23 protein-coding genes are annotated in these 18,310 nt (G+C 67.9%); 4 read left to right on the top strand and 19 right to left on the bottom strand.

Features of this window, described 5'->3' with window-relative positions:
• Positions 1-20: 20 nt before the first annotated feature.
• The 11 genes from G342_RS0115830 to G342_RS0115775 form a co-directional block, all read right to left on the bottom strand.
• Positions 21-242 (bottom strand): rcc01693 family protein, encoded by a 222-nt coding sequence (locus G342_RS0115830; protein ID WP_018184140.1) that lies wholly within the window; start codon positions 240-242, stop codon positions 21-23.
• Between the two features lie 5 nt (positions 243-247).
• Positions 248-565, bottom strand: a complete 318-nt coding sequence (locus tag G342_RS0115825; protein ID WP_026304498.1) for a gene transfer agent family protein — start codon at positions 563-565, stop codon at positions 248-250.
• A complete protein-coding gene (locus tag G342_RS0115820; protein WP_018184138.1) occupies positions 565-981 on the bottom strand; it encodes a phage major tail protein, TP901-1 family in 417 nt (138 codons plus the stop codon). The genes G342_RS0115825 and G342_RS0115820 overlap by 1 nt, the downstream gene beginning before the upstream one ends.
• Positions 982-1,041: 60 nt before the next feature.
• The gene (locus G342_RS0115815; RefSeq protein ID WP_018184137.1) at positions 1,042-1,440 is read right to left on the bottom strand and encodes a DUF3168 domain-containing protein; all 399 of its coding nucleotides are present in this window, start codon (positions 1,438-1,440) and stop codon (positions 1,042-1,044) included.
• The gene (locus G342_RS0115810; RefSeq protein ID WP_018184136.1) at positions 1,437-1,862 is read right to left on the bottom strand and encodes a hypothetical protein; all 426 of its coding nucleotides are present in this window, start codon (positions 1,860-1,862) and stop codon (positions 1,437-1,439) included. The genes G342_RS0115815 and G342_RS0115810 overlap by 4 nt, the downstream gene beginning before the upstream one ends.
• Positions 1,859-2,188: a phage head closure protein gene (locus G342_RS0115805; RefSeq protein WP_018184135.1), complete on the bottom strand. Its 330-nt coding sequence runs from the start codon at positions 2,186-2,188 to the stop codon at positions 1,859-1,861. Before G342_RS0115805 ends, G342_RS0115810 begins: the two co-directional genes overlap by 4 nt.
• Positions 2,185-2,754 carry a head-tail connector protein gene (locus tag G342_RS0115800; RefSeq protein ID WP_018184134.1) on the bottom strand — a complete coding sequence of 190 codons (570 nt, stop codon included), beginning with the start codon at positions 2,752-2,754 and terminating at the stop codon, positions 2,185-2,187. Before G342_RS0115800 ends, G342_RS0115805 begins: the two co-directional genes overlap by 4 nt.
• 314 nt (positions 2,755-3,068) lie before the next feature.
• On the bottom strand, positions 3,069-4,298 hold the full coding sequence (locus G342_RS0115795; RefSeq protein ID WP_018184133.1) for a phage major capsid protein: 1,230 nt from the start codon (positions 4,296-4,298) through the stop codon (positions 3,069-3,071).
• Entirely contained in the window at positions 4,295-4,882 is a 588-nt protein-coding gene (locus G342_RS0115790) for an HK97 family phage prohead protease (protein WP_018184132.1), read from the bottom strand. Before G342_RS0115790 ends, G342_RS0115795 begins: the two co-directional genes overlap by 4 nt.
• 550 nt (positions 4,883-5,432) lie before the next feature.
• Positions 5,433-5,621: a hypothetical protein gene (locus tag G342_RS0115780; protein ID WP_018184130.1), complete on the bottom strand. Its 189-nt coding sequence runs from the start codon at positions 5,619-5,621 to the stop codon at positions 5,433-5,435.
• Positions 5,609-6,817: a phage portal protein gene (locus G342_RS0115775; RefSeq protein ID WP_040879069.1), complete on the bottom strand. Its 1,209-nt coding sequence runs from the start codon at positions 6,815-6,817 to the stop codon at positions 5,609-5,611. The genes G342_RS0115780 and G342_RS0115775 overlap by 13 nt, the downstream gene beginning before the upstream one ends.
• A gap of 291 nt (positions 6,818-7,108) precedes the next feature.
• On the opposite strand from G342_RS0115775, the gene G342_RS24365 reads away from it, so the two are divergent.
• Positions 7,109-8,302, top strand: a complete 1,194-nt coding sequence (locus G342_RS24365; protein WP_018184128.1) for a GGDEF domain-containing protein — start codon at positions 7,109-7,111, stop codon at positions 8,300-8,302.
• 27 nt (positions 8,303-8,329) lie between these two features.
• Here the strand turns inward: G342_RS24365 and G342_RS0115765 are convergent, their stop codons facing one another.
• The 3 genes from G342_RS0115765 to G342_RS0115755 all read right to left on the bottom strand — a co-directional run bounded on the left by G342_RS0115765 (position 8,330) and on the right by G342_RS0115755 (position 10,946).
• A complete protein-coding gene (locus G342_RS0115765) occupies positions 8,330-9,103 on the bottom strand; it encodes a bestrophin-like domain (RefSeq protein WP_156830978.1) in 774 nt (257 codons plus the stop codon).
• A 123-nt stretch (positions 9,104-9,226) separates the two neighbouring features.
• Positions 9,227-10,507, bottom strand: coding sequence for a DNA-packaging protein (locus G342_RS0115760; RefSeq protein ID WP_018184126.1), 1,281 nt, complete (start codon positions 10,505-10,507; stop codon positions 9,227-9,229).
• Complete coding sequence (locus G342_RS0115755; RefSeq protein ID WP_018184125.1) at positions 10,467-10,946, bottom strand: hypothetical protein; 480 nt, start codon at positions 10,944-10,946, stop codon at positions 10,467-10,469. Before G342_RS0115755 ends, G342_RS0115760 begins: the two co-directional genes overlap by 41 nt.
• A gap of 481 nt (positions 10,947-11,427) precedes the next feature.
• On the opposite strand from G342_RS0115755, the gene G342_RS0115750 reads away from it, so the two are divergent.
• Positions 11,428-12,198, top strand: coding sequence for an SDR family NAD(P)-dependent oxidoreductase (locus G342_RS0115750; protein WP_018184124.1), 771 nt, complete (start codon positions 11,428-11,430; stop codon positions 12,196-12,198).
• A 24-nt stretch (positions 12,199-12,222) separates the two neighbouring features.
• On the opposite strand, the gene G342_RS0115745 is transcribed toward G342_RS0115750, so the two are convergent.
• Positions 12,223-13,011 carry a bestrophin-like domain gene (locus tag G342_RS0115745; RefSeq protein WP_018184123.1) on the bottom strand — a complete coding sequence of 263 codons (789 nt, stop codon included), beginning with the start codon at positions 13,009-13,011 and terminating at the stop codon, positions 12,223-12,225.
• 110 nt (positions 13,012-13,121) lie between these two features.
• Positions 13,122-13,337, bottom strand: coding sequence for a hypothetical protein (locus G342_RS0115740; RefSeq protein WP_018184122.1), 216 nt, complete (start codon positions 13,335-13,337; stop codon positions 13,122-13,124).
• Between the two features lie 264 nt (positions 13,338-13,601).
• On the opposite strand from G342_RS0115740, the gene G342_RS0115735 reads away from it, so the two are divergent.
• Complete coding sequence (locus G342_RS0115735; RefSeq protein WP_018184121.1) at positions 13,602-14,846, top strand: alpha/beta hydrolase family protein; 1,245 nt, start codon at positions 13,602-13,604, stop codon at positions 14,844-14,846.
• 9 nt (positions 14,847-14,855) lie between these two features.
• Here G342_RS0115735 and G342_RS0115730 read toward each other — a convergent pair whose 3' ends face one another.
• Positions 14,856-15,836: an aldo/keto reductase gene (locus G342_RS0115730; protein ID WP_018184120.1), complete on the bottom strand. Its 981-nt coding sequence runs from the start codon at positions 15,834-15,836 to the stop codon at positions 14,856-14,858.
• A 181-nt stretch (positions 15,837-16,017) separates the two neighbouring features.
• On the opposite strand from G342_RS0115730, the gene G342_RS0115725 reads away from it, so the two are divergent.
• The gene (locus tag G342_RS0115725; protein ID WP_156830977.1) at positions 16,018-16,203 is read left to right on the top strand and encodes a hypothetical protein; all 186 of its coding nucleotides are present in this window, start codon (positions 16,018-16,020) and stop codon (positions 16,201-16,203) included.
• Positions 16,204-16,449: 246 nt separating this feature from the next.
• Here G342_RS0115725 and G342_RS0115720 read toward each other — a convergent pair whose 3' ends face one another.
• Together G342_RS0115720 and G342_RS0115715 are read right to left on the bottom strand one after the other, a co-directional pair.
• A complete protein-coding gene (locus G342_RS0115720) occupies positions 16,450-17,322 on the bottom strand; it encodes an aldo/keto reductase (protein ID WP_026304496.1) in 873 nt (290 codons plus the stop codon).
• 227 nt (positions 17,323-17,549) lie between these two features.
• Positions 17,550-18,284 carry an SDR family oxidoreductase gene (locus tag G342_RS0115715; RefSeq protein WP_026304495.1) on the bottom strand — a complete coding sequence of 245 codons (735 nt, stop codon included), beginning with the start codon at positions 18,282-18,284 and terminating at the stop codon, positions 17,550-17,552.
• Positions 18,285-18,310 lie beyond the last annotated feature (26 nt).

The following is an 18,310-nucleotide window of genomic DNA, read 5'->3' as shown; positions in this document are numbered from 1 at the left end:
CGCTCCGTTCGAACCCTCCCTCAAGGGGAGGATTCAAGGTCCGGATAGCGCCGCGCAAGATCCTCGAAAGCGGCGCGGTCCATCGGCGCTGAAGTCCTGCCGGTCAGGCCCACGATCGCGGCGGCGAGCTCGCGCGGCGTCAGCGCCCAGAATTCGCGGCTCGAGAGCTTCAGCACCCCAAAGCCGATCGCCATCGCCTCGCGCCAGGGAAAGGGCGGCACCTCGCCGCCTGAGGGAAGCAAGGCTCTCACCCCCCACCCCCGCCGAAGGTCGCGCCGAGAAGCTCGGAGACGATTCCCGCGAAGCCGGCCGCGCCGTGCTCGGCGCGCATGGCGGCGACCTGATGGTCGTCGATCACAGCCCCCGCACCGCGCAGGCCCGCGCCGAGGATGCGGATCGCATCGCGCGCCGAAAGCCTGCCCTCGCCGAAGCGGGCGGCGAGCGCAGAAAGGTCCTCCGCTCCGAACGCCGTCTCCAGCTCCGCCAGCGCGCCGAGCGTCAGGCAGAGCACATGCGGCTTTCCGTCGAGCACGGCCTCGATCTCGCCGCGATGCCGGTTCGCCATCACGAAGCCGCCGTGAAGCTGACGAGGCCGGCCGATTCCAGCGCGATCTCGTAGGTGACGGCGCCGTCATGCTCGCCGGCATAGTCGAGCGCGGTCAGCTGGAACGGTCCGGCGAGCGTGCCGAAATCCGGCACGATCAGCTGGAAATCCCGGATCGCGCCGTCGAAGAACAGCGTGCGGATCGCGGCGTCGGTCGCGGCATCGCGAAAGATGCCGGAGCCGGAGACGCTGGCGCGGCGCACACCGGCGCCGGCCAAAAGCTCGCGCCAGCGGCCGGCCGAGTCCGTGTCGGTGATGTCGACCGTCTCGGCGTTGAGCGCGAATCGCCGCGTCCGCATGCCGGCCACCGTCGCGAAAGCGCCGGATCCGGTGGTGTCGATCTTCAGGAGCAGATCCTTGCCCTTCTGCGCGGTCATGGTGGTTCCTTTCGATCTGGATTGTCCCGGATGCTGAAGCGGAGGTCGCTGCTGGCGCCCCTAGTTCTCGACCAGCGCGGCGACCCGCACGACGCCGTGCTCGGTAATGCCGTCTGGATCCAGGCGAACTTCCGCGAAAGTGATGCGGACGAGCACCAGCGCGCCCGCCTCAAGGACCAGCGGCGCGTCGTGCAGCAGGCGCATCAGATGGCCGATTATGGTCCAGGCCTTGCGCTTGCCGACACCGCGCGACCAGACGTGCAGGGTGAGACGAACCTCGCCGCCCGCCTCGTTGTCGCTCGACCAGTCGGCCTGTCCCGTCTCGCCAATGGTGATGGACGGAAACGCCGTGGCGCGAGGCGCGCCGTCATGGATGCGACCGTCGACAAGGGCCGCGAGATCGCCATCGGTCAGAACTCGGGCGACGAGCGCCGCCTGAAGCTCGAGGGCTGCGATCATCGCGATCTCCTCTTCAGGCGGTGAATCGCCGGGCCGATAACGGGATCGGCGGCAGCGTCGAGCGCGCCGAACTCCCGGGCGAACAGGTTTTCGCCGGTGAGCGTGATGTCGAGGGAGAGGTTGCCCGCCGCGCGCGGCGCGGCGAGGATGAGTTCCGTTTCCCTCTCCCCTTGTGGGAGAGGGTCAGGGTGAGGGGTACCGGCGCCGATGTCGGGAGGTCCAACTCGCAGCGCGGAGCTGGTACCCCCCTCTCCAACGCTCCCCCACAAGGGGGAAGAGGGCAGATCGCGCTCCGCCCGGGCATCCGCGAGCACTTGCCTCAGCCTTTCAGCATTGCGCTGCAACGCCTCGGAAACGGCCGGCGCTACCGCCTTCCGCAAGGCGGCGGCGAGCGCCGATCCGGTCAGCGCCCGCGCGTTCATGCCCGCTCCTCCGCCGCATCGAGAACAAGGAAGCGTCGCTGATCGTCCGGGTCGCGCCAGGCGGCGATGCGCAGGATACGACCGCGATAGACGATCCGCAGGCCGCCCTCGATATCGGCGCGGAAGCGGATCCGGATCCGGTGCGTGACCCGGGTCGAAAGCCGGTCGGCGGCCAAGCTCTCACCGGCCGCGACCGACTCGATCGCGGCCCAGAGCGTGGCGACGGCCTCCCAGGTGACGGTCGCACCGCCGGCGCCGTCCGCCGTGCGGACGGGCCGCTCGAGGACGATGCGGCTCGACAGCTGGCCGGGGTCGAAGCCAGTCACAGCAAACGCACCCGATAGGGCGCGACCAGCGCCTCGAAGCCAAGCGGCGCGACGTCGCCGGCCTGGTCGAAGCCGACGGCGCCGCGATGCTCGTACCAATGCGCGACGAGCATCAGGATCGCCTGTCGGAGTGGCGCCGGCACCGCGAGGCTGGTCACGCCATAGCCGGCGGTGATGTCGATCTCGATGCCATTGTCGTAGAGCGCGACGGCCGGCTTCAGCTTGGCCACGATGCGCGGCGGCAGGCGAGCGGCGTCGACGCGATAGTCCGCCGGGTCGAGGACATGCGCCGCGCCGACGACGTCGTAGAGCGTGACGCTTTCGACCGAGATCAGCGGCGCGAGGGGCAACTCGATGGCGCGGCCGGACGGCCATTCGTCGAGATAGATACGCCAGGATTGCGCGATCAGCTGACGCCTCGTCTCGCTCTCGACGTGGGTGCGCGCCGCCACGATCGCGGCGGCGATCAGATCGTCCTCCGCCGTGCCGTCGACGCGCAGATGCGCCTTGACGTCGGCGAGCGACACCGGCTCGGTCGCCGGCCCGGAAACGAGCGCTGCGGTCATGATGGCTCCTGGATGAGGATGAGAATTGGGATGGAGCGGCGCCGGCGGGGAGCCAGACGCCGCTCCCGGCCAGCCCCGGCGGGAGGGAACCGGGGCCGGCCGAAGGAATGGGTTCCCTCCCCCTTGTGGGGAGGGGTCGGGAGAGGCCAACGCTCGGCGTCGTCCCGGGCGAAGACCCGGGATCCATGCAGCCGAGGCGTCGGGAGGTGCGAGCCGTCCGACAACCCAGCTGCATGGATCCTTGCTTTCGCGAGGATGACGGCGGAGGGGCGGAGGATGTGAAAGCGCTCTATGGGAGCGGTCGGGTCTTGCCCCTAGCTCGTGCCGAACTTCAGCAGCTTGATCGCGTCAAAGTCCTGGACGCCGCCGCCGACACGCTTCGTGGTGTAGAAGAGGACGTAGGGTTTCGCCGAATAGGGATCGCGCAACACGCGGACGCCGAGGCGGTCGACGACCAAGTAACCGCGGCGAAAATCGCCGAAGGCGAGCGACAGCGAATTGGCGCCGATGTCGGGCATGTCCTCGGCCTCGGTGACCGGGAAGCCCAGCAGCGACGCCTCGCCGCCCGCCACCGCCGCCGGCTGCCAGAGATAATGGCCGTCGGCGTCCTTCAGCTTGCGGATCGAGGCCTGGGTGCGGCGGTTCAGGACGAAGCGGGCATTGGCGCGATAGCCGGCCTTCAGCGTGTAGATCAGGTCGACCAGCACGTCGGACGGATTGCTGGAGGGAAGCCCGCCGGAGGCGCCCGTCACGACATAACCGAGCTTGCCCCAGACCCAGCTCGCCTCGGCGGCGGTCGTATAGGCGAGGAAGCCCTTCGGCTTGTTGCTGCCGTCGCCGGAGACGAAGGCGGTACCCTCCTGCGCCGCGAAGGCGCCCTCCACCTCGGCGGCGATCCAGTCATCGATGTTGACGGCCGAGTCGTCGAGCAGCCCCGCCGTCGCCGCCGGCATGGCGTAGAGCTCCATCGCCGGGAAATCGAGCGCAGCGATGGTGGGCGAGGCGGTCTGCGGGCGCGCATCGGTCTCGCCGGCCCAGCCGACCGCCGGACCGGCGGTCATGAACGGCTTGCGATAGGTGCCCGACGAGACCTGGCGAACATCGGCGATGGCGCGGATCGGCGAGATGGCGGCGAGGCGCTTGCCGATCTCCGTCTCCGTTTCGATCGGCACAAGATAGCCGCCATCGGCGTTCGAACCAGCCGAGAGCGCCTTTTGCTCCAGCCGGCGGAAGCCGTCCTCGTCGCCGCCGCGCACATAGCTTTCGAAAGCCTGCTTGTGCTCGGAAGGTCGCGCCGGCCCGCGCTCGGCCGAGAGCGGCGGCCGGCGGCCCTTCAGCGTCAGCTCGTCCAGCGCCTTGTTGATGCGGTCGAGCTTGTCGGTGGTGACAACATCGGCCGTGAGCTTGGTCTCGATCTCGGTCAGCCGCTCGTCATTCGTGTCCTTGAACGCCTCGAAGGCGCGCATGAAATCGTCGAAGGCGGCGGAAACGTCGCCGCTCTCGGCGGATTTCGCCTCGGGGGCGGCGGAGAGGGTCTCTGTCATCGCGTTGTCCTTGTCGGGTGAAGAGGAAGGCCGGTCGGGTGGAGAGGAAGGCGGGTCGGGTGGAGGGATCGGGCGGCCCGGCGCATCCGCGCCGCCAGGCCGGTGGTCTTCACGGTCGAGACGCGGGCGTCGGGCTGCATCGGAAAGGTGACGACCGAGATCTCCCAGAGGTCGATCTCCACCAGCCGGCGGATACCAGCCGTGCGGTCGGCACGGGCCTTGACGGTCTTGAAGCCGATCGAGAGCCCGTCGAGCGCGCCGGCCCGCATAAGGCTCGCCACTTCGCGGCCCCGCGCCACGTCGGGCATGAGACGCCCCCTGACGAACAGGCCGCGCGGGTCCTCGCGGATCTCCATCCAGACACCGATCGGTTCGGCCGGATCGTGCTGGTAGAGCATGCGGATTCCGCCGGCGCTTCGGGTCGCCAGCGAGCGGCGAAAGGCGCCCGGCATGACGAGATCGCCAGAGAGATCGGCCGAGCCGAACAGGCTGGCATAGCCGGAAAAGACCCCTTCGCCGTCGATGCCGGAAAGGTCCGCGGCGGCGAACTTGGTCTCGAGGGCGGGCGTCTGCGGGATGGCCATGCGGTCTCCTTCGCGGCGAGCGCCGCGGAAAAGGGAGGAGTCGGATCAAGGGGTTGGGGCGGGCGGCTGACAGGGTGATTCAGGCGGCCGGCGACATCGCCTTCGTGCCGGGCGCCGGTGGTGCATCGCGCAGCCAGTCGCCTTGCCTCCTTCGCGACGGCCGATCCGGGCCTCCTGAGAAGGATGAGAGCGGCATGTCGTCAAACCGTTACGGCTGGCGCGCTCACAGTTTCACGGCCGGCCGATCAGCCGCTCCAGCGCGCCGACGAAATCGCGAAACACCTGGCGGTGGTCCGGCGCGAGGCGCCGCAGCATGCGGTTGAGGAGGACTGTCATGTCGGCATGTTCTCCGTTGATGTTGCCCCGAGCCCACCCTCGCCGTCATCCCGGACGCAGCGAAGCGGAGATCCGGGATCCATTCAGCCGAAGCGCGGGAAGTGCGAGCTTCCCTGTAACCCGGCTGGATGGATCCTCGCCTTCGCGAGGATGACGGTGGACAGTCTCCCGACTTGCGGCGTGAAGACCCGAAAACATCTGTCGCCAGAATCCCTTACCGCCGGTCGTTGAAGAACCGATTCAGCCGGGCGATCTCGGCGACGAAGTCGTTGAAGCGGCGGTTGGAGCTGGCGAGTTCCCGGAGCGCCCAGACCAGCAGCGCGCTGGCGCCGGAAGCCCAGAGGAACAGTGCAAGATGCGCGAGGTCGCCGCGGCTGGCGAAGATGCGGGTCAAGTCGTCCACCCCTCTTCTCCTTCTTCCAGAGCCCGCCCCTCCACCCCATACCCAACCGCCTGCCGCTTCTCGTCGCGCGTCAGGAAATCCGCGGCGCCGACCCGGCTCCAGAGCGCGGCGCGCTCGACCGAAAGCGCTTCCACAGCATCGGTGTCAAAGCCGAGCCGCAGCCCGCCGCCCGGATAGTGCGGCGCCAGCCACGCCGCCAGCGCCTCGGCCGTGCGGCCGACCAGCGGCAGGACGGTCTGGCGCCAGAAGACGCGGTTGGCCTCGGCATAGTTCGCATAGGTGTTGTCGCCCGGAATGCCCAGCAGCATGGGCGGCACGCCGAAGGCGAGCGCGATCTCGCGCGCCGCGCCGTGCTTCGCCTCCATGAAATCCATGTCGCGCGGGGTGAGCGCCATCGAGGTCCAGTCCAGTCCGCCCTCGAGCAGAAGCGGCCGGCCGGCATTGACGGCGCCGGTATAGTTCGCCTCCAGTTCGCGCTTCAGGCGCTCAAACTGGTCCTGGCTGAGATTGGCGCCCCCCTCGCCGCGATAGACCAGCGCGCCGGAGGGCCGCGCCGCATTGTCGAGCAGGGCCTTGTTCCAGGCACCGGCGGCATTGTGCAGGTCGAGCGCCACCGCCGCCGCCTCCAGCGGCGCGAAGCCGTAGTGGTCGTCGAGCGGATGATAGGTTCGAAGATGCAGGATCGGCGACTGGCCGTCCTCGACCGGAAAGCGCACCGACCGGCCGGCGACGGAATACTCATAGGCTTCGGGCCAGCCATCCGGCCCCGCCACCACCTTCATCCGGTCCGGCCGCAGCGCATGCAGTTCGGCCGGCAGCCCGCCAAGCTTGACCAGCTCGGCATAGGCATTGCCGGAAACGAGCCAATTGCCGTAGAGCGCCTCGAACCAGGCGGCGCCGGACTGGCGTGCGTTCGGATGCGCCAAGAGCGCCAGCAGCGGATGATCCGGCCGCTCGGCCTCGCCTTCATAGGCGAGCAGCGGCACCGAGGCGGCGGCCTCGGCGATCATCGTCACGGCGCGATAGACGATGGCGTTTTTCATGAAGCCTTCGCGGGCGAGCGAGGCGAGGTCGCGGGACGTCCAGACCGGACGGCCGTGTCCCTGCAGGGCGATCAGCGGCCCGGCCCGGGAGGCTTTCGCCTCGGGCACGGCGGCACGCCCGCCGAACAGGCGGGCAAGAAGGTTCGGTTTCATGGCGTCTCCGATCCGAAAGCTTGTCTGCGGGCCATGGCGAAGCGGAAAAATCATTCGCTCCGGCCCGTTTCCGCATGCGGCCCGGGCAGCGAAAAGTCTTGTCTTGCAACCTCTCCGCTGCCATTTACTGCGGGGCAACCTGTTGACGCTGGCGCGCCTCTCCATGCGTTAACGGCGGACAACGGGATCATGCACGCAGGTTTTGGAAGGCGAGGCCCGAACCAGGGCTTGGTCGGGTCCGCGCCAAGGCGCTGGGGCCCATTGGGTGTTCCCGCCTGAGAGGACTATCTGGTGCTCGATTTCGCCTCGCTCCTTATCGCCATCGGCTTTTCCGCTGCCTTCCTGTCCGCCATCCTGTTCGCGGCCTGGCGGACATCCCGCAAGGACGGCTTTCTGCTGCCCAGCGGCATCGGCGCCTTGCTGATCGCCGTCAGTGTAGGCTTCTCGGCCCTCGACAGCGCCCGCCCGTCTTCGCCCCCGCTCGCCGCCGCCTTCACGCTGCTTCTGGCCGGCAATGCCCATCTCTATGGCAGCGCGGCCCAGTTCCGGCGAGGAACCTCGCCCTGGCGACAGATCGGCGTGGCGAGCCTCGCAACGATCATCCCGACGCTATTGCCGCTCCTCGCCGGCCATAATGGCATCACCTATGCGATCGGCTTCCTGACCTCGGCCGTTCTGCTGGCGATGGTGGCGTTCGAGTACTGGATGGCGCGCGAGCAGGCTCCGATGACGACGATCGCCATCGCCGCCCTCTATTTCATGGTCGGCCTGTCGTTCCTGCCGCGGGCAGCGCTGGTTCTGCTCAATGACGGCATCGTGGTACAGGGCCCGCCCAGAAACTGGGCCCAGGATCTGTCGATCATGCTGGTGATCGGAGCGATTCCGGCCATCGGCGCCCTGACGATGGCGTTGAGCCAGATCCGCACCGTCCAGGCCCATCGGCGCGAGGCGCTGACCGATTCCCTTACCGGGTTGATGAACCGACGCGCCCTGTTCGAGGCGCATGCGGGCCCGCTGCCCCCCGCCAGCATCGCCATCCTCTTCGATATCGACGAGTTCAAGTCGATCAACGACACGCATGGGCATGCCATGGGCGACCGCGTCATCGCGCTCTTCGCGCGCGCCCTGAAGCAAGACCTCCCGGACGGCGCTTCGGCCGCCCGGATCGGCGGCGAGGAATTCGCGCTCATCCTTCGCGACGCGACGACCGAAATCGCCCTGCGCCATGCCGAGGCGGTGCGCGCCCGCTTCCTGACGCTGGTGAATACCGAGGAACGGCTGACCTGCACGGTCAGCGCGGGGCTGGCCGTGTCGGATGTCTCGGCCGGCACGGCACAGGCCGGCAGCATCGATCGCATCCTCGCGGATGCCGATCGCGCGCTCTACGAGGCGAAGCGTGCCGGCCGCAACCAGGTGGTCGTCGCCCGACAGATCGCAAGCCCGCCGCCGGCCACCCCGGCCGTGGTGGTGCTTGAGGGTGCCTGAATTGAACGGATCGGGGTAGCGCGGCGGCTACGGACCGTCGAGCGCCATGTCGGCGTGCTTCTGGCTGTTGAACAGCAGCGACGGATGCAGGGCCTCGATCCCGACATAGGGATTGGCGTGGATGGCAAGGATCCACAGGCTGATCGAAGCCGTGATCGCGTAGATCGCCAAGGCCCGCCGGCCGGCGCGGATGCGGTCGGCATGGGTCGAGGCGATGGTGATCGCAGTCAGCAACGTCAGGAAGATCACCAGATACCATTTGTAATAGTCGATCGAGGTGTTGCCGACGGCGAGGCGCAGGTTCCGCGCCTCCTGCAGATCGTTGAAATCATGCACAAGCTGCGACACCAGCTGCGACGGGGCATTGGCACGCGCCAGTCGTGCGATCTCGCCGCTGATATCATGTAGCGCCGCCTCGACCTCCCGGTCCGGCCCCACATTGTTGTCCCTAAGCCATTCCTTCGTCGCCACATGCTTGCGGTAGGCACCGATCGCCGTGGCGAGGTTCGGCGCATCGAGGACATCCGCCTCGGTGCTGCGCAGCAGATGGATGATCGCCGAGCGTTCCATGCTCGTCGCCTGGTCCGCCCTTGAATTGACCGTCCAGATATCGGCGGCGATGAAGCCGAGCGAAAGCGCCCAGGCTGTCGCGATGGTGCCGAGGAATGCCGGCTGCGGGATCGAAAGCGCGTCGTATTCGGCATGCCTCGAAAGGCCGTAGAGCGCCACCCGGCCGACCAGGTAGAACACGAGGCCGAGGGCCGTGAACAAGACAAACAGCATCGGCACCGAAAGTTGCATCGACAGCCCCCATTCCATCCGCCGGACATCCCGATCGCCGGCGTCCGCTCCACTCCAGTTCGATGCATCCGGAGATTCGCCTCGCAAGACAACCGGGTTTCGACGCCGGGAGCCGCCTCCTTGTCACATTGTCCGGATTCTCGGCTCGCCCGGCGCGCGCAGCATCAGCGCCGTCAGCGCCCAGACCAGCGCGTCGAGCCGATCCGGCGAGCGGCCATTGGCGAGCCCTTCCGGGCCGAAATCCGCCATTTCGTCCTCCAGCGCCGGGAAGGTTCCCGCATGGCGCACCCGTCCCTGCGCATAGAGCGCCGCGACCGGCTCGGCGCGCAGATATTTGCCGCGAGTGGCGCGAACCGACGTTACCGGCACGGCCGGATCGACCTCGTTCAGGACGCTCGCCACCATGTCACCGCCCTGGTTGACCTCGGCGACCAGCATGTCGGCGTCGAGCGCCCGATAGAGCCCGATCGCGGCGGCGGCCCAGGCGGCCGGCTTCACCTCGGCGAGGCTCCGATCGGCCAGCACATAGGCGACGCCGTCCGCCGCCAGGCCGCAGGCGACGATGCCGCAGGCATCCGCTCCCTTGCGGCGCGAGGCGGGCGGATCGACGGCAACCGCGATGCGGACGAGTTCCGGCGCCTTGTCGACGCGCGCGCTCTCGATGTCGTCGCGGCTCCAGAGCGCATCGGCGCGATCCTCGATCCACTCGCCGTCAATCTCCTGCCGACCGAGCCGCGTACCGCGATAGCGTCCGACGACGCGCTCCAGGAAACCCGGCGCCAGATTGGCGAGGTTGGCGGACGTGCCGGCGCGGGTGATCACGCTGCGCTCGGCCGAAAGCAGCCGCTTCAAGAGCGGGATCGGGCGCGGCGTCGTCGTCACCAGCTGGCGCGGCATGTCGCCGAGCCTGAGGCCGAATTGCAGCATGTCCCAGCAGGCCTCCGGATAGCGCCACTTGCCCAGTTCGTCCGCCCAGGCCGCCTCGAATTGCGGCCCTCGCAGGCTTTCGGGATCCTCCGACGAAAAGCAGAGCGCCACAGCGCCGTTCGGCCATTCGAGCCGACGCCGCGACGGCTGCCAGTTCGGCCGCTCGCGGCGCGAATGCACGGCCAGCAGCCCCGAAACGCCCTCGATCATCACGTCGCGAACATCGGCCAGCGTCTCGCCGATCAGGGCGATATGCCCGACCGGTGATTTCGCAAAACCCGGGCGGCCGGCGGCGAGGCCACGGATCCATTCCGCGCCGGCGCGCGTCTTGCCGGCGCCGCGACCGCCAATCATCAGCCAGGTGAGCCAGTCGCCCTCGGGCGGAAACTGGTCGTCGCGGGCCCAGAAATCCCAATCCTGCTGGAACGCCTCGACCTCATCCGGCCGCAGTTCCGCCAGCAGTCGCGCCGGCCGCATCCCCCGCCGCGTCGAGCTGTTCCAGGCGTGCCTGAAGGCGCGCCCGGAGAGAATCGATGTCGACGCCGCCGCCAACGTCCTCGCCATCCGCTTCCGCGCCTCCCCTCAGCTTCGCCAGCGTCTCCAGCGTGCGGGCGAGCACGGATAGCGTCCGCGCATCCTTCTCGTCGACGCCGCCCTCGGCGCCGGCGAAGCGCAGTTCCAGCTCGCCGATCTGCCGTTCGAAGGTGCGATAGAGCCGCGCCACCAGCTTTTCCTCGGCCGCGCCGTCCGGCAGCGGCGGCGCCTCGCCCGGCCGCAGCCATCCCTGCCGCTCCGCCCGCTTGGCCACCGAGACATGGCTGACGCCATGGCTGGCGGCGAGCTCGCGCAGCGGCACCGCCGTCGTCTCATAGGCGACGCGGATCGCCGCCCATTGGTCGAGGGTGAGCTCCGGCATTCGTTTGCCTCGATGCGGGGACTGCGGCGCGCAGGGGCGCCAGGACGTTTTGAAGAGGACGCGGCGCTCACGCCACTCCCCGACATCCTCGCGCTCAGCCTGTGCCCCACGCTATCCGCCCTCCTCGCAAAGGCGAGGATCCATCCAGCCGCGCCACGGAGAGGTTCGCACGGCCGGCAACGCGGCTGCATGGGCCCCGGGTCAAGCCCGGGATGACGACAGAGGGTGGAATGAACTTGGGTGCGAAGTCGTCGGAGCGGCGAACCCGCCGCCGAACGCAACTCTTCGACGATGCCTGAACCCTACCGGAGCAGCGTCACGCTGTCAAGGATTATTTTCCTATCATCCGAACCGGTCCACCGCCATGCCGAGGGTTGCGGACGGCTTCGATCGGATGGCCATGGCGTGCAACAGCGCCAGACAAGCTTCCCGCCCTGCTCTATCCTCCCGCAAGACATCCATTCCTTGGGAGGGGAAACCGATGAGCGACCTGCCGAATTTCAGCCTCGCCGGCCGCAAGGCCCTGGTCACCGGCGCGGCGCGTGGACTGGGACGCGCCACGGCGCTGGCGCTCGCGGCGGCCGGCGCCGACGTGGCGCTCGGCCTGCGCGATGCGACCGCCGATGCCGGCCTGGTTCAGGAAATCGAGGCGATGGGCCGCCGCGCCCTGCCGCTGCAGATGGATGTCCTCGATTTGAAGCAGGCCTATGCCGCCGTGGACAGAGCGATCGCCGAATTCGGCCATCTCGACATCCTGGTCAACAATGTCGGCGGCGGCACCGAGGGCCCTGTCGAGGACTATCCGGAAGACGAGTTCGACTTCACGATCAACCTGAACGTGAAGTCGACCTTCTTCCTGAGCCAGTATGTCGGCCGCCACATGATCGCACGAAAATCCGGCGCCATCGTCAACATGGGCTCGCAGGCCGGCTCGATCGCCCTGCCCGGCGAGGCGATCTACTGCCTGAGCAAGGCGGCCGTCGGCCACATGACGAAATGCTTCGCGGTCGAATGGGGCCGACACAATGTCCGCGTCAACTGTGTCGCGCCGACCTTCATCCGCACTGACGGCACCGCCGAGGCACTTTCCGATCCCAAGTTCCACGCCGACGTGCTGGAGCGCATCGCCGCGCTGCACCGGATCGGCGAGCCGAAGGAGGTCTCCGGCGTCATCGTCTTCCTCGCCTCCGACGCCGCTTCGATGATCACCGGGCAGACGATCCTCGTCGACGGCGGCTGGACGGCAAGGTAGGGGCGGGCAAGGCACGGGCGACCGTCAACCGTTCGGCAGGCTCTTGCCGATGTCGCCGCGCAGGAGATGCTGGAAAGGCACCGGCTGCAGCTTTCCGGGCTGGGCGAAGGGATTGGCGAAGGCGTAGATGAAGAACAGGATGACGCCGGAATAGAGCGCGAAGATCGACAGCAAGATCAGATTGCTGCGGCTCGGGCGATAGACATAGAAAGGCACGGCCAGCAGCGCGAGCCCGATCAGGGCCGGCGCCCAGAACAGGCCGCTGAAGCGACCGACCGCCGTCGCCTCGCGCAGCTGGCGAAAGCCGGCGACGGCGGTAATTCGGTCGCGCATCCGCCCGGCCAGGTAGCGCTCGCGATCGCTCGTCGGCGTCAGGTCGAGCAGCTTCTGGTAGACATTGTCCCAGTCGATCCAAGCCTGCGCCGACAGACCTTCTCCCCGCGCCAGCTGGTCCCACTCCTCGTTCACAACTGTATCGAGATAGCTTGCCAGCGTCGCCTGCACCGGGGCGACGATCGGGCCGCCATAGCGGCCGACATCGTGATAGACGTCAGAGATCGCCGTCGCCTCCTGCGTCAGCACATTGCGGATGCCCTTGTAGTCGTCGAGCTCCTGCGCATAGACCAGCGCCAGGATCAGGCCGTGCAGCGCGGCGATGCGGACCGCGATCGAGGCGGCCGCCTCTGGCGTCCGATCGCCGTCCTCGCCATTGCTGAGCAGCCGACGGGCGAGAAAATAGCTGCCGAAGACGATCGCCAGCGCCGCCGCCGCAAAGGCAATCCCGATCCCTGCCGAGGTCCAGTAGTTCGTCATGCGGGCGCCCGTCCGTGCCGATGCCGTCGATCAGAGCACAGCTCTGCCTCCGGCTCCAGACGCAATGCCGACAACAGTCTCTGGCATCCTCTGGGGCCCGGCCTAATCCGTCATGCGCCGTCGCCTGATCCTGTTGCCGGCTGCCGTCGCGACAGGCACCAGCCTTCGCCGTGCAGCCGGCAGCTCGCCTCCTCGGCGTGGACATCGCGGCGCAGCGAGCGGACCGGGCCGCCACCATCGCGAGAAAGCGCCCTGGCGAGGCGGCGTCCGACTTCCTCGTCGCGCGCGCCGAGAAAGGCGATGAAGGCGGCACCGCTGCCGGTCAAACACCTGCGCCCACTGGCTCGGCTGGCCGTCGTTGATGCCACGCCCTCGGTCGAGCGCCACCAGCACGTCCTGATAGAGCGGGCGCGGATCCGGGCCTGCGACGGTTCAGAAATCGAGGATCTGCCCAGATCCTCGCGCCATTGCGGCTCGCGGTAAAGCGGGGCGTTGCCGCCCCCTGCAACGGGATCTTTACGCAATGGGACTATGCCCGAGGCGGGCGACCGGCGCCGGTGCAGGAGAAACGCCCGTCGCCGGGAGCTTTCATGTCGAAGATCATCTGTACCCTCGCGCTTCTGGGCGCTTGTCTCGCGGCGCCTCTCGCTGCCATGGCGGCGTCGTCGGGCGAAGCGCCGATCGCGCCGTCCGAGCCGGCCGGTCCGGCTGCCGCCGTGAATTCTGGCGTCCGCTACGAGCGCATCGGCCACTGGGACGCCGACAGGCTGAACCGGATCCTCACGACTAATTTTCCGAAATTTGCCGGCATCGACGTGGCCTATACGCCCGCAAGGAACGCCGTGACGCTCTATCGGTTAAGCTACGATTCCGTCGTGCCGGAACGCGGCAATAAGCCGATCCGCGCATCGGGTCTTCTGGCGATCCCGGACACGGGGGCGGAATCCTTCCCCGTTCTCTCCTACCAGCACGGCACGGTCTACGAACGGCAACAGGTTCCTTCGTTTCCAGAGCAGTCACCCGAGACCCAACTGATGCTGGCGCAGTTCGCCGGCCAGGGCTATGTCGTCATCGGAGCCGACTATTTCGGCATGGGCATTTCGTCCGAGCCCGAGGGCTACATGGTAAAGGGCAGCCACCAGCAGGCCTGCCACGACATGATCCGCGCCTCGGGCGACGTGCTCGGCGCGATGGGCATCACCACCGACAAGCTCGTCCTTGGCGGCTGGTCGCAAGGCGGCTTCGTCACCATGGCATGCCTTGAGAAGCTGGAAAGCGCCGGCGTCCGGGTCGCCGCCGCCGCCACGGCCAGCGCGCCGCTCGACGTGTTCGCGCTGATGAACGGCTTCCTGAACTTTCCGCGCCCCATCGATGCCGACTGGCTCAACAGCATCGTGATCCTGTCGTCCTTCGCCTATGAGAACTACTATGGCGTGCCGGGCCTCGCCCGCTCCGTCCTGAACGACGCCTATTACGACGTCGCGCGCAAAGCGTATGAGCGCGAGCCTTTCGACGCTGCGGACATCCCGTCCGATCTGCGCAAGCTGGTCCGGGCCGACTATTTCGATCCGCAGTTCTTCGCCGGATCGGCCTATGGCAGGCTGCTGCGTGAGGCGCAGGCCTATCGCTGGATCATAAAGTCGCCCGTCCGCAACTATTATGGCGATGCGGACGAGGCCATCACCACCGGCGTCGGCCAGATGGCGATGACCTACCAGCGCGCAATGGGCGCCGGCAACCCCGCGGTCACCGCGATCTCGACCGGCCCGACCACCCATCGCGGCACCTATGCCAAGGCGGTGCCGGAATGGAAATCCTGGTTCGACCAGCAGTGAGCCGCCGCCTCACATGAAGCCGGCCACCGCGTGCGGCACGTAGGCGGCCTCCAGCGCGGCGATCTCGAAATCGTCGAGCCGGACCGTGAGCGCCGCCGCCGCGTCGTCGAGGTGATGCGGCTTGGTGGCGCCGACGATCGGCGCGGTGATCCCCGATTTCGACAGCACCCAGGCGAGCGCGATCTGCGCGCGCGGCAGGCCGCGCTGGGCGGCGACATGGGCGACCGCCTCGACCACCTGCCGGTCGGCATCGGCGGTGCGGGCATAGAGGCCCTTGCCGAATTCGTCCGTCTCGGCGCGCGCCGTCTTCTCGTCCCAGTCGCGCGTCAGCCGGCCGCGCGCCAGCGGACTCCACGGGATCACGCCGATGCCCTCGTCCGCGCAGAGCGGCAGCATCTCGCGCTCCTCCTCGCGATAGAGCAAATTAACGTAGTTCTGCATCGAGACGAAGCGGGCAAGGCCCAGCCGCTCCTGCGCGCCCAGCATCTTGGCGAACTGCCAGGCATGCATCGACGAGGCGCCGATATAGCGCGCCTTGCCCGATTTCACGACCTCGTCGAGCGCCTCGAGCGTCTCCTCGATCGGCGTCTGATAGTCGAAGCGATGGATCTGGTAGAGATCGACATAGTCGGTGCCGAGCCGGGTCAGGCTGGCGTCGATCTCCTGCAGGATGGCCTTTCGCGACAGGCCGGCGCCGTTCGGGCCGGGGCGCATGCGGCCATGCACCTTCGTGGCGATCACCACCTCCTCGCGGCGGGCGTAATCTTTCAGCGCCCGGCCGACGATCTCCTCGCTGGTGCCATCCGAATAGACGTTCGCCGTGTCGAAGAAGTTGATGCCGAGATCGAGCGCCTTGCGGATGAAAGGCCGGCTCTCATCCTCGGGCAACGTCCAGGCATGGTTGCCACGGGCCGGATCGCCATAGCTCATGCAGCCGAGGCAAAGGCGGGAGACTTCGAGGCCAGTGCGGCCGAGACGGACATAATCCATGACGTGCTTCCTTCGACGGTCGGACGGATCGCCCGGCGCGACGGGCGATCCCATCAATGTGAACCATAAGGGGACGGCCGGCGAGCCACTTGTGGCCGAGCCTCGCATGGGGTCGAGCCACATCGAGACCGTCGACCCAACCCATGCCACCCGGAACGTCCGATCGCTCGGCGCCTGGATCATGGCGCTGACCGCCTTCGCCGGCCTGATCGTTTCGGTGGATACGGGCGTCCGCGCGATCGACCCAAAGGCGGGTGACGTGCTGTGGAAGTCGCGGGTCGAGGCGCCAGCGGTCGCGATGCCGGCGGTCTACGACAACAAGGCAGGCAAAATGTCGTCTTCACCGTCGCCGCCAATTCGATCCTGACGCCGCGGGTTTCCGACGAGATCGTGGCGCTCAGTCTGCTGGACTGAGCCCCACCCTCCGCCGTCATCCCTGCGCCGACGGGGCTTCATGCAGCCGAGGGGAGGTTCGCACGGCCGGCAAGCCGGCTGTAAGGATCCCGGGACAAGCCCGGGATGACGGCGAGGGGGAGATTGGGGCCGGCGCCATGCGATGAGAACAATCCGCCGGCCACGACAACCGCCATGGCCGGCGGGTATCCTGACAATGCTACGCCGCGCGGCGGGCTTCCGCGTCGAGATCGGCGAAATCCGTGTCGGAGAGCTGGATCGACGCGGCGGCCGTGTTCTCCTCCAGATGCCGGACACTGCCGGTGCCGGGGATCGGCAGCATCACCTTCGAGCGCTTCAGCAGCCAGGCGAGCGCCACCTGGCTCGGCGTCGCGCCGAGCTTGCCGGCGATCTTGGTCAGCGCCGAACCCGGCCGGGCGAGATCGCCCGAGGCGAGCGGCGCCCAGGGAATGAAGCCGATCTGGTTGGCCTCGGCGAAGTCGAGCACCGCCTCGCTCTTGCGATCGACGAGGTTGTACTGGTTTTGCACGGTCGTCACCGGGAAGAACTTCTGCGCCGCCTTGATCTCCTCGACGGACACCTCCGACAGGCCGACATGGCGGATCAAGCCCTCCTTCTGCATCTCGGCGATGACCTGGAACTGCTCTTCGCGGGGGACGCGGGAATCGATCCGGTGCAACTGCCAGAGATCGATGCGGTCGATCTTCAGCCGGCGCAGGCTCATCAGCACGGCCTGGCGCAGATATTCCGGCCGGCCGACGACCCGCCAGATATCCGGGCCATGCCGGGTCAGGCCACCCTTGGTGGCGATGACAAGGCCCTTGTAGGGATAGAGGGCATCGGCGATCAGGTCCTCGCTGACGAAGGGGCCGTAGCTGTCGGCCGTGTCGATCAGGTCGATGCCGAGTTCAGGCACACGCTTCAACGTGCGCCTGGCCTCGGCGATGTCCTTCGGATCGCCCCAGATGCCGGGGCCAGTGATCCGCATGGCGCCGAAGCCGAGCCGGTTGACGGCCAGGTCGCCGCCGATCAGAAACTGGCCCGAAGCGGCCGCATTGATGTCTTTTGCCATTGTCTCGTCCTTCGATGAGGAGGCCGGCGGCGTGCCCTTGGGCGGCACGCGCATCCGGCCGAAATCGAGATCCGCAGCAGGCCACCGCGCCGGGACCGGCACCGTGGCCGTCGATCGCATCAGCGATGCAACGGATACCCCTGGGAAGGGTCTTCGAGAGATGGGTGGCGGCGCGCCGATGTTAAGGGGGCGCGACGATCACGGACGCGTGAAGGCCGCGGTTTCCCTTACTGGCGGCTTTGGGCGGGGCGAACGACGATCTCGCTGGTGTCGACGTCCGCCGGCTGGGCGATCACATGCGCGATGGCAGCGGCGATCGCCTCGGGCTTGAGAGCGATGCTGCGATACGCGACCATGGCCTCGGCCGCGACCGGATCGGTGATCGTGCCGGCCAGCTCCGATTCCACGACGCCCGGATAGACGCAGGTCACGCGGATGCTGTCGTTTTCCTGACGGAGGCCGTCGGAAATCGCCCGAACCGCGTTTTTGGTGGCGCAATAGACCGCCGCCGTCGGCGAAACGGCGAGCCCGCCGATCGACGAGACATTGATGATCTGGCCTTCGCCCTGCCGGCTCATCGCCGGCAGCACGGCGGCGATGCCATGCAGCACGCCACGAATGTTGACGTCGATCATCCGGTCCCACTCGTCGATCTTGAGCGCGGCCATCGGCGACAGCGGCATCACGCCGGCATTGTTGATGATGACGTCGATCCGGCCGAAGCTGTCGAGCGCCGCCGTGGCGAAGGCGTTCATGCTGTCACGGCTCGTCACGTCCAGCGTGCGGGATTCCACCGTACCGCCCGCGTCGCGCAACTCCGCCGCCAGCGCCTCGATGCGATCCGTCCGGCGGGCGCCGATCAGAAGCCGCGCGCCCGATCCCGCCAGCTTCCGCGTCAGCGCGGCGCCGATGCCGCTGCTGGCGCCGGTGATCAGGACGACCTTGTTTTCCATTCCAGTCATGGGGAGCTCCTTGGAGTTGGGAGCCG

Source organism: Kaistia granuli DSM 23481, assembly GCF_000380505.1.
GTDB classification, from domain to species: Bacteria; Pseudomonadota; Alphaproteobacteria; order Rhizobiales; family Kaistiaceae; genus Kaistia; species Kaistia granuli.
This window is presented reverse-complemented; position numbering and strand designations above follow the sequence as displayed.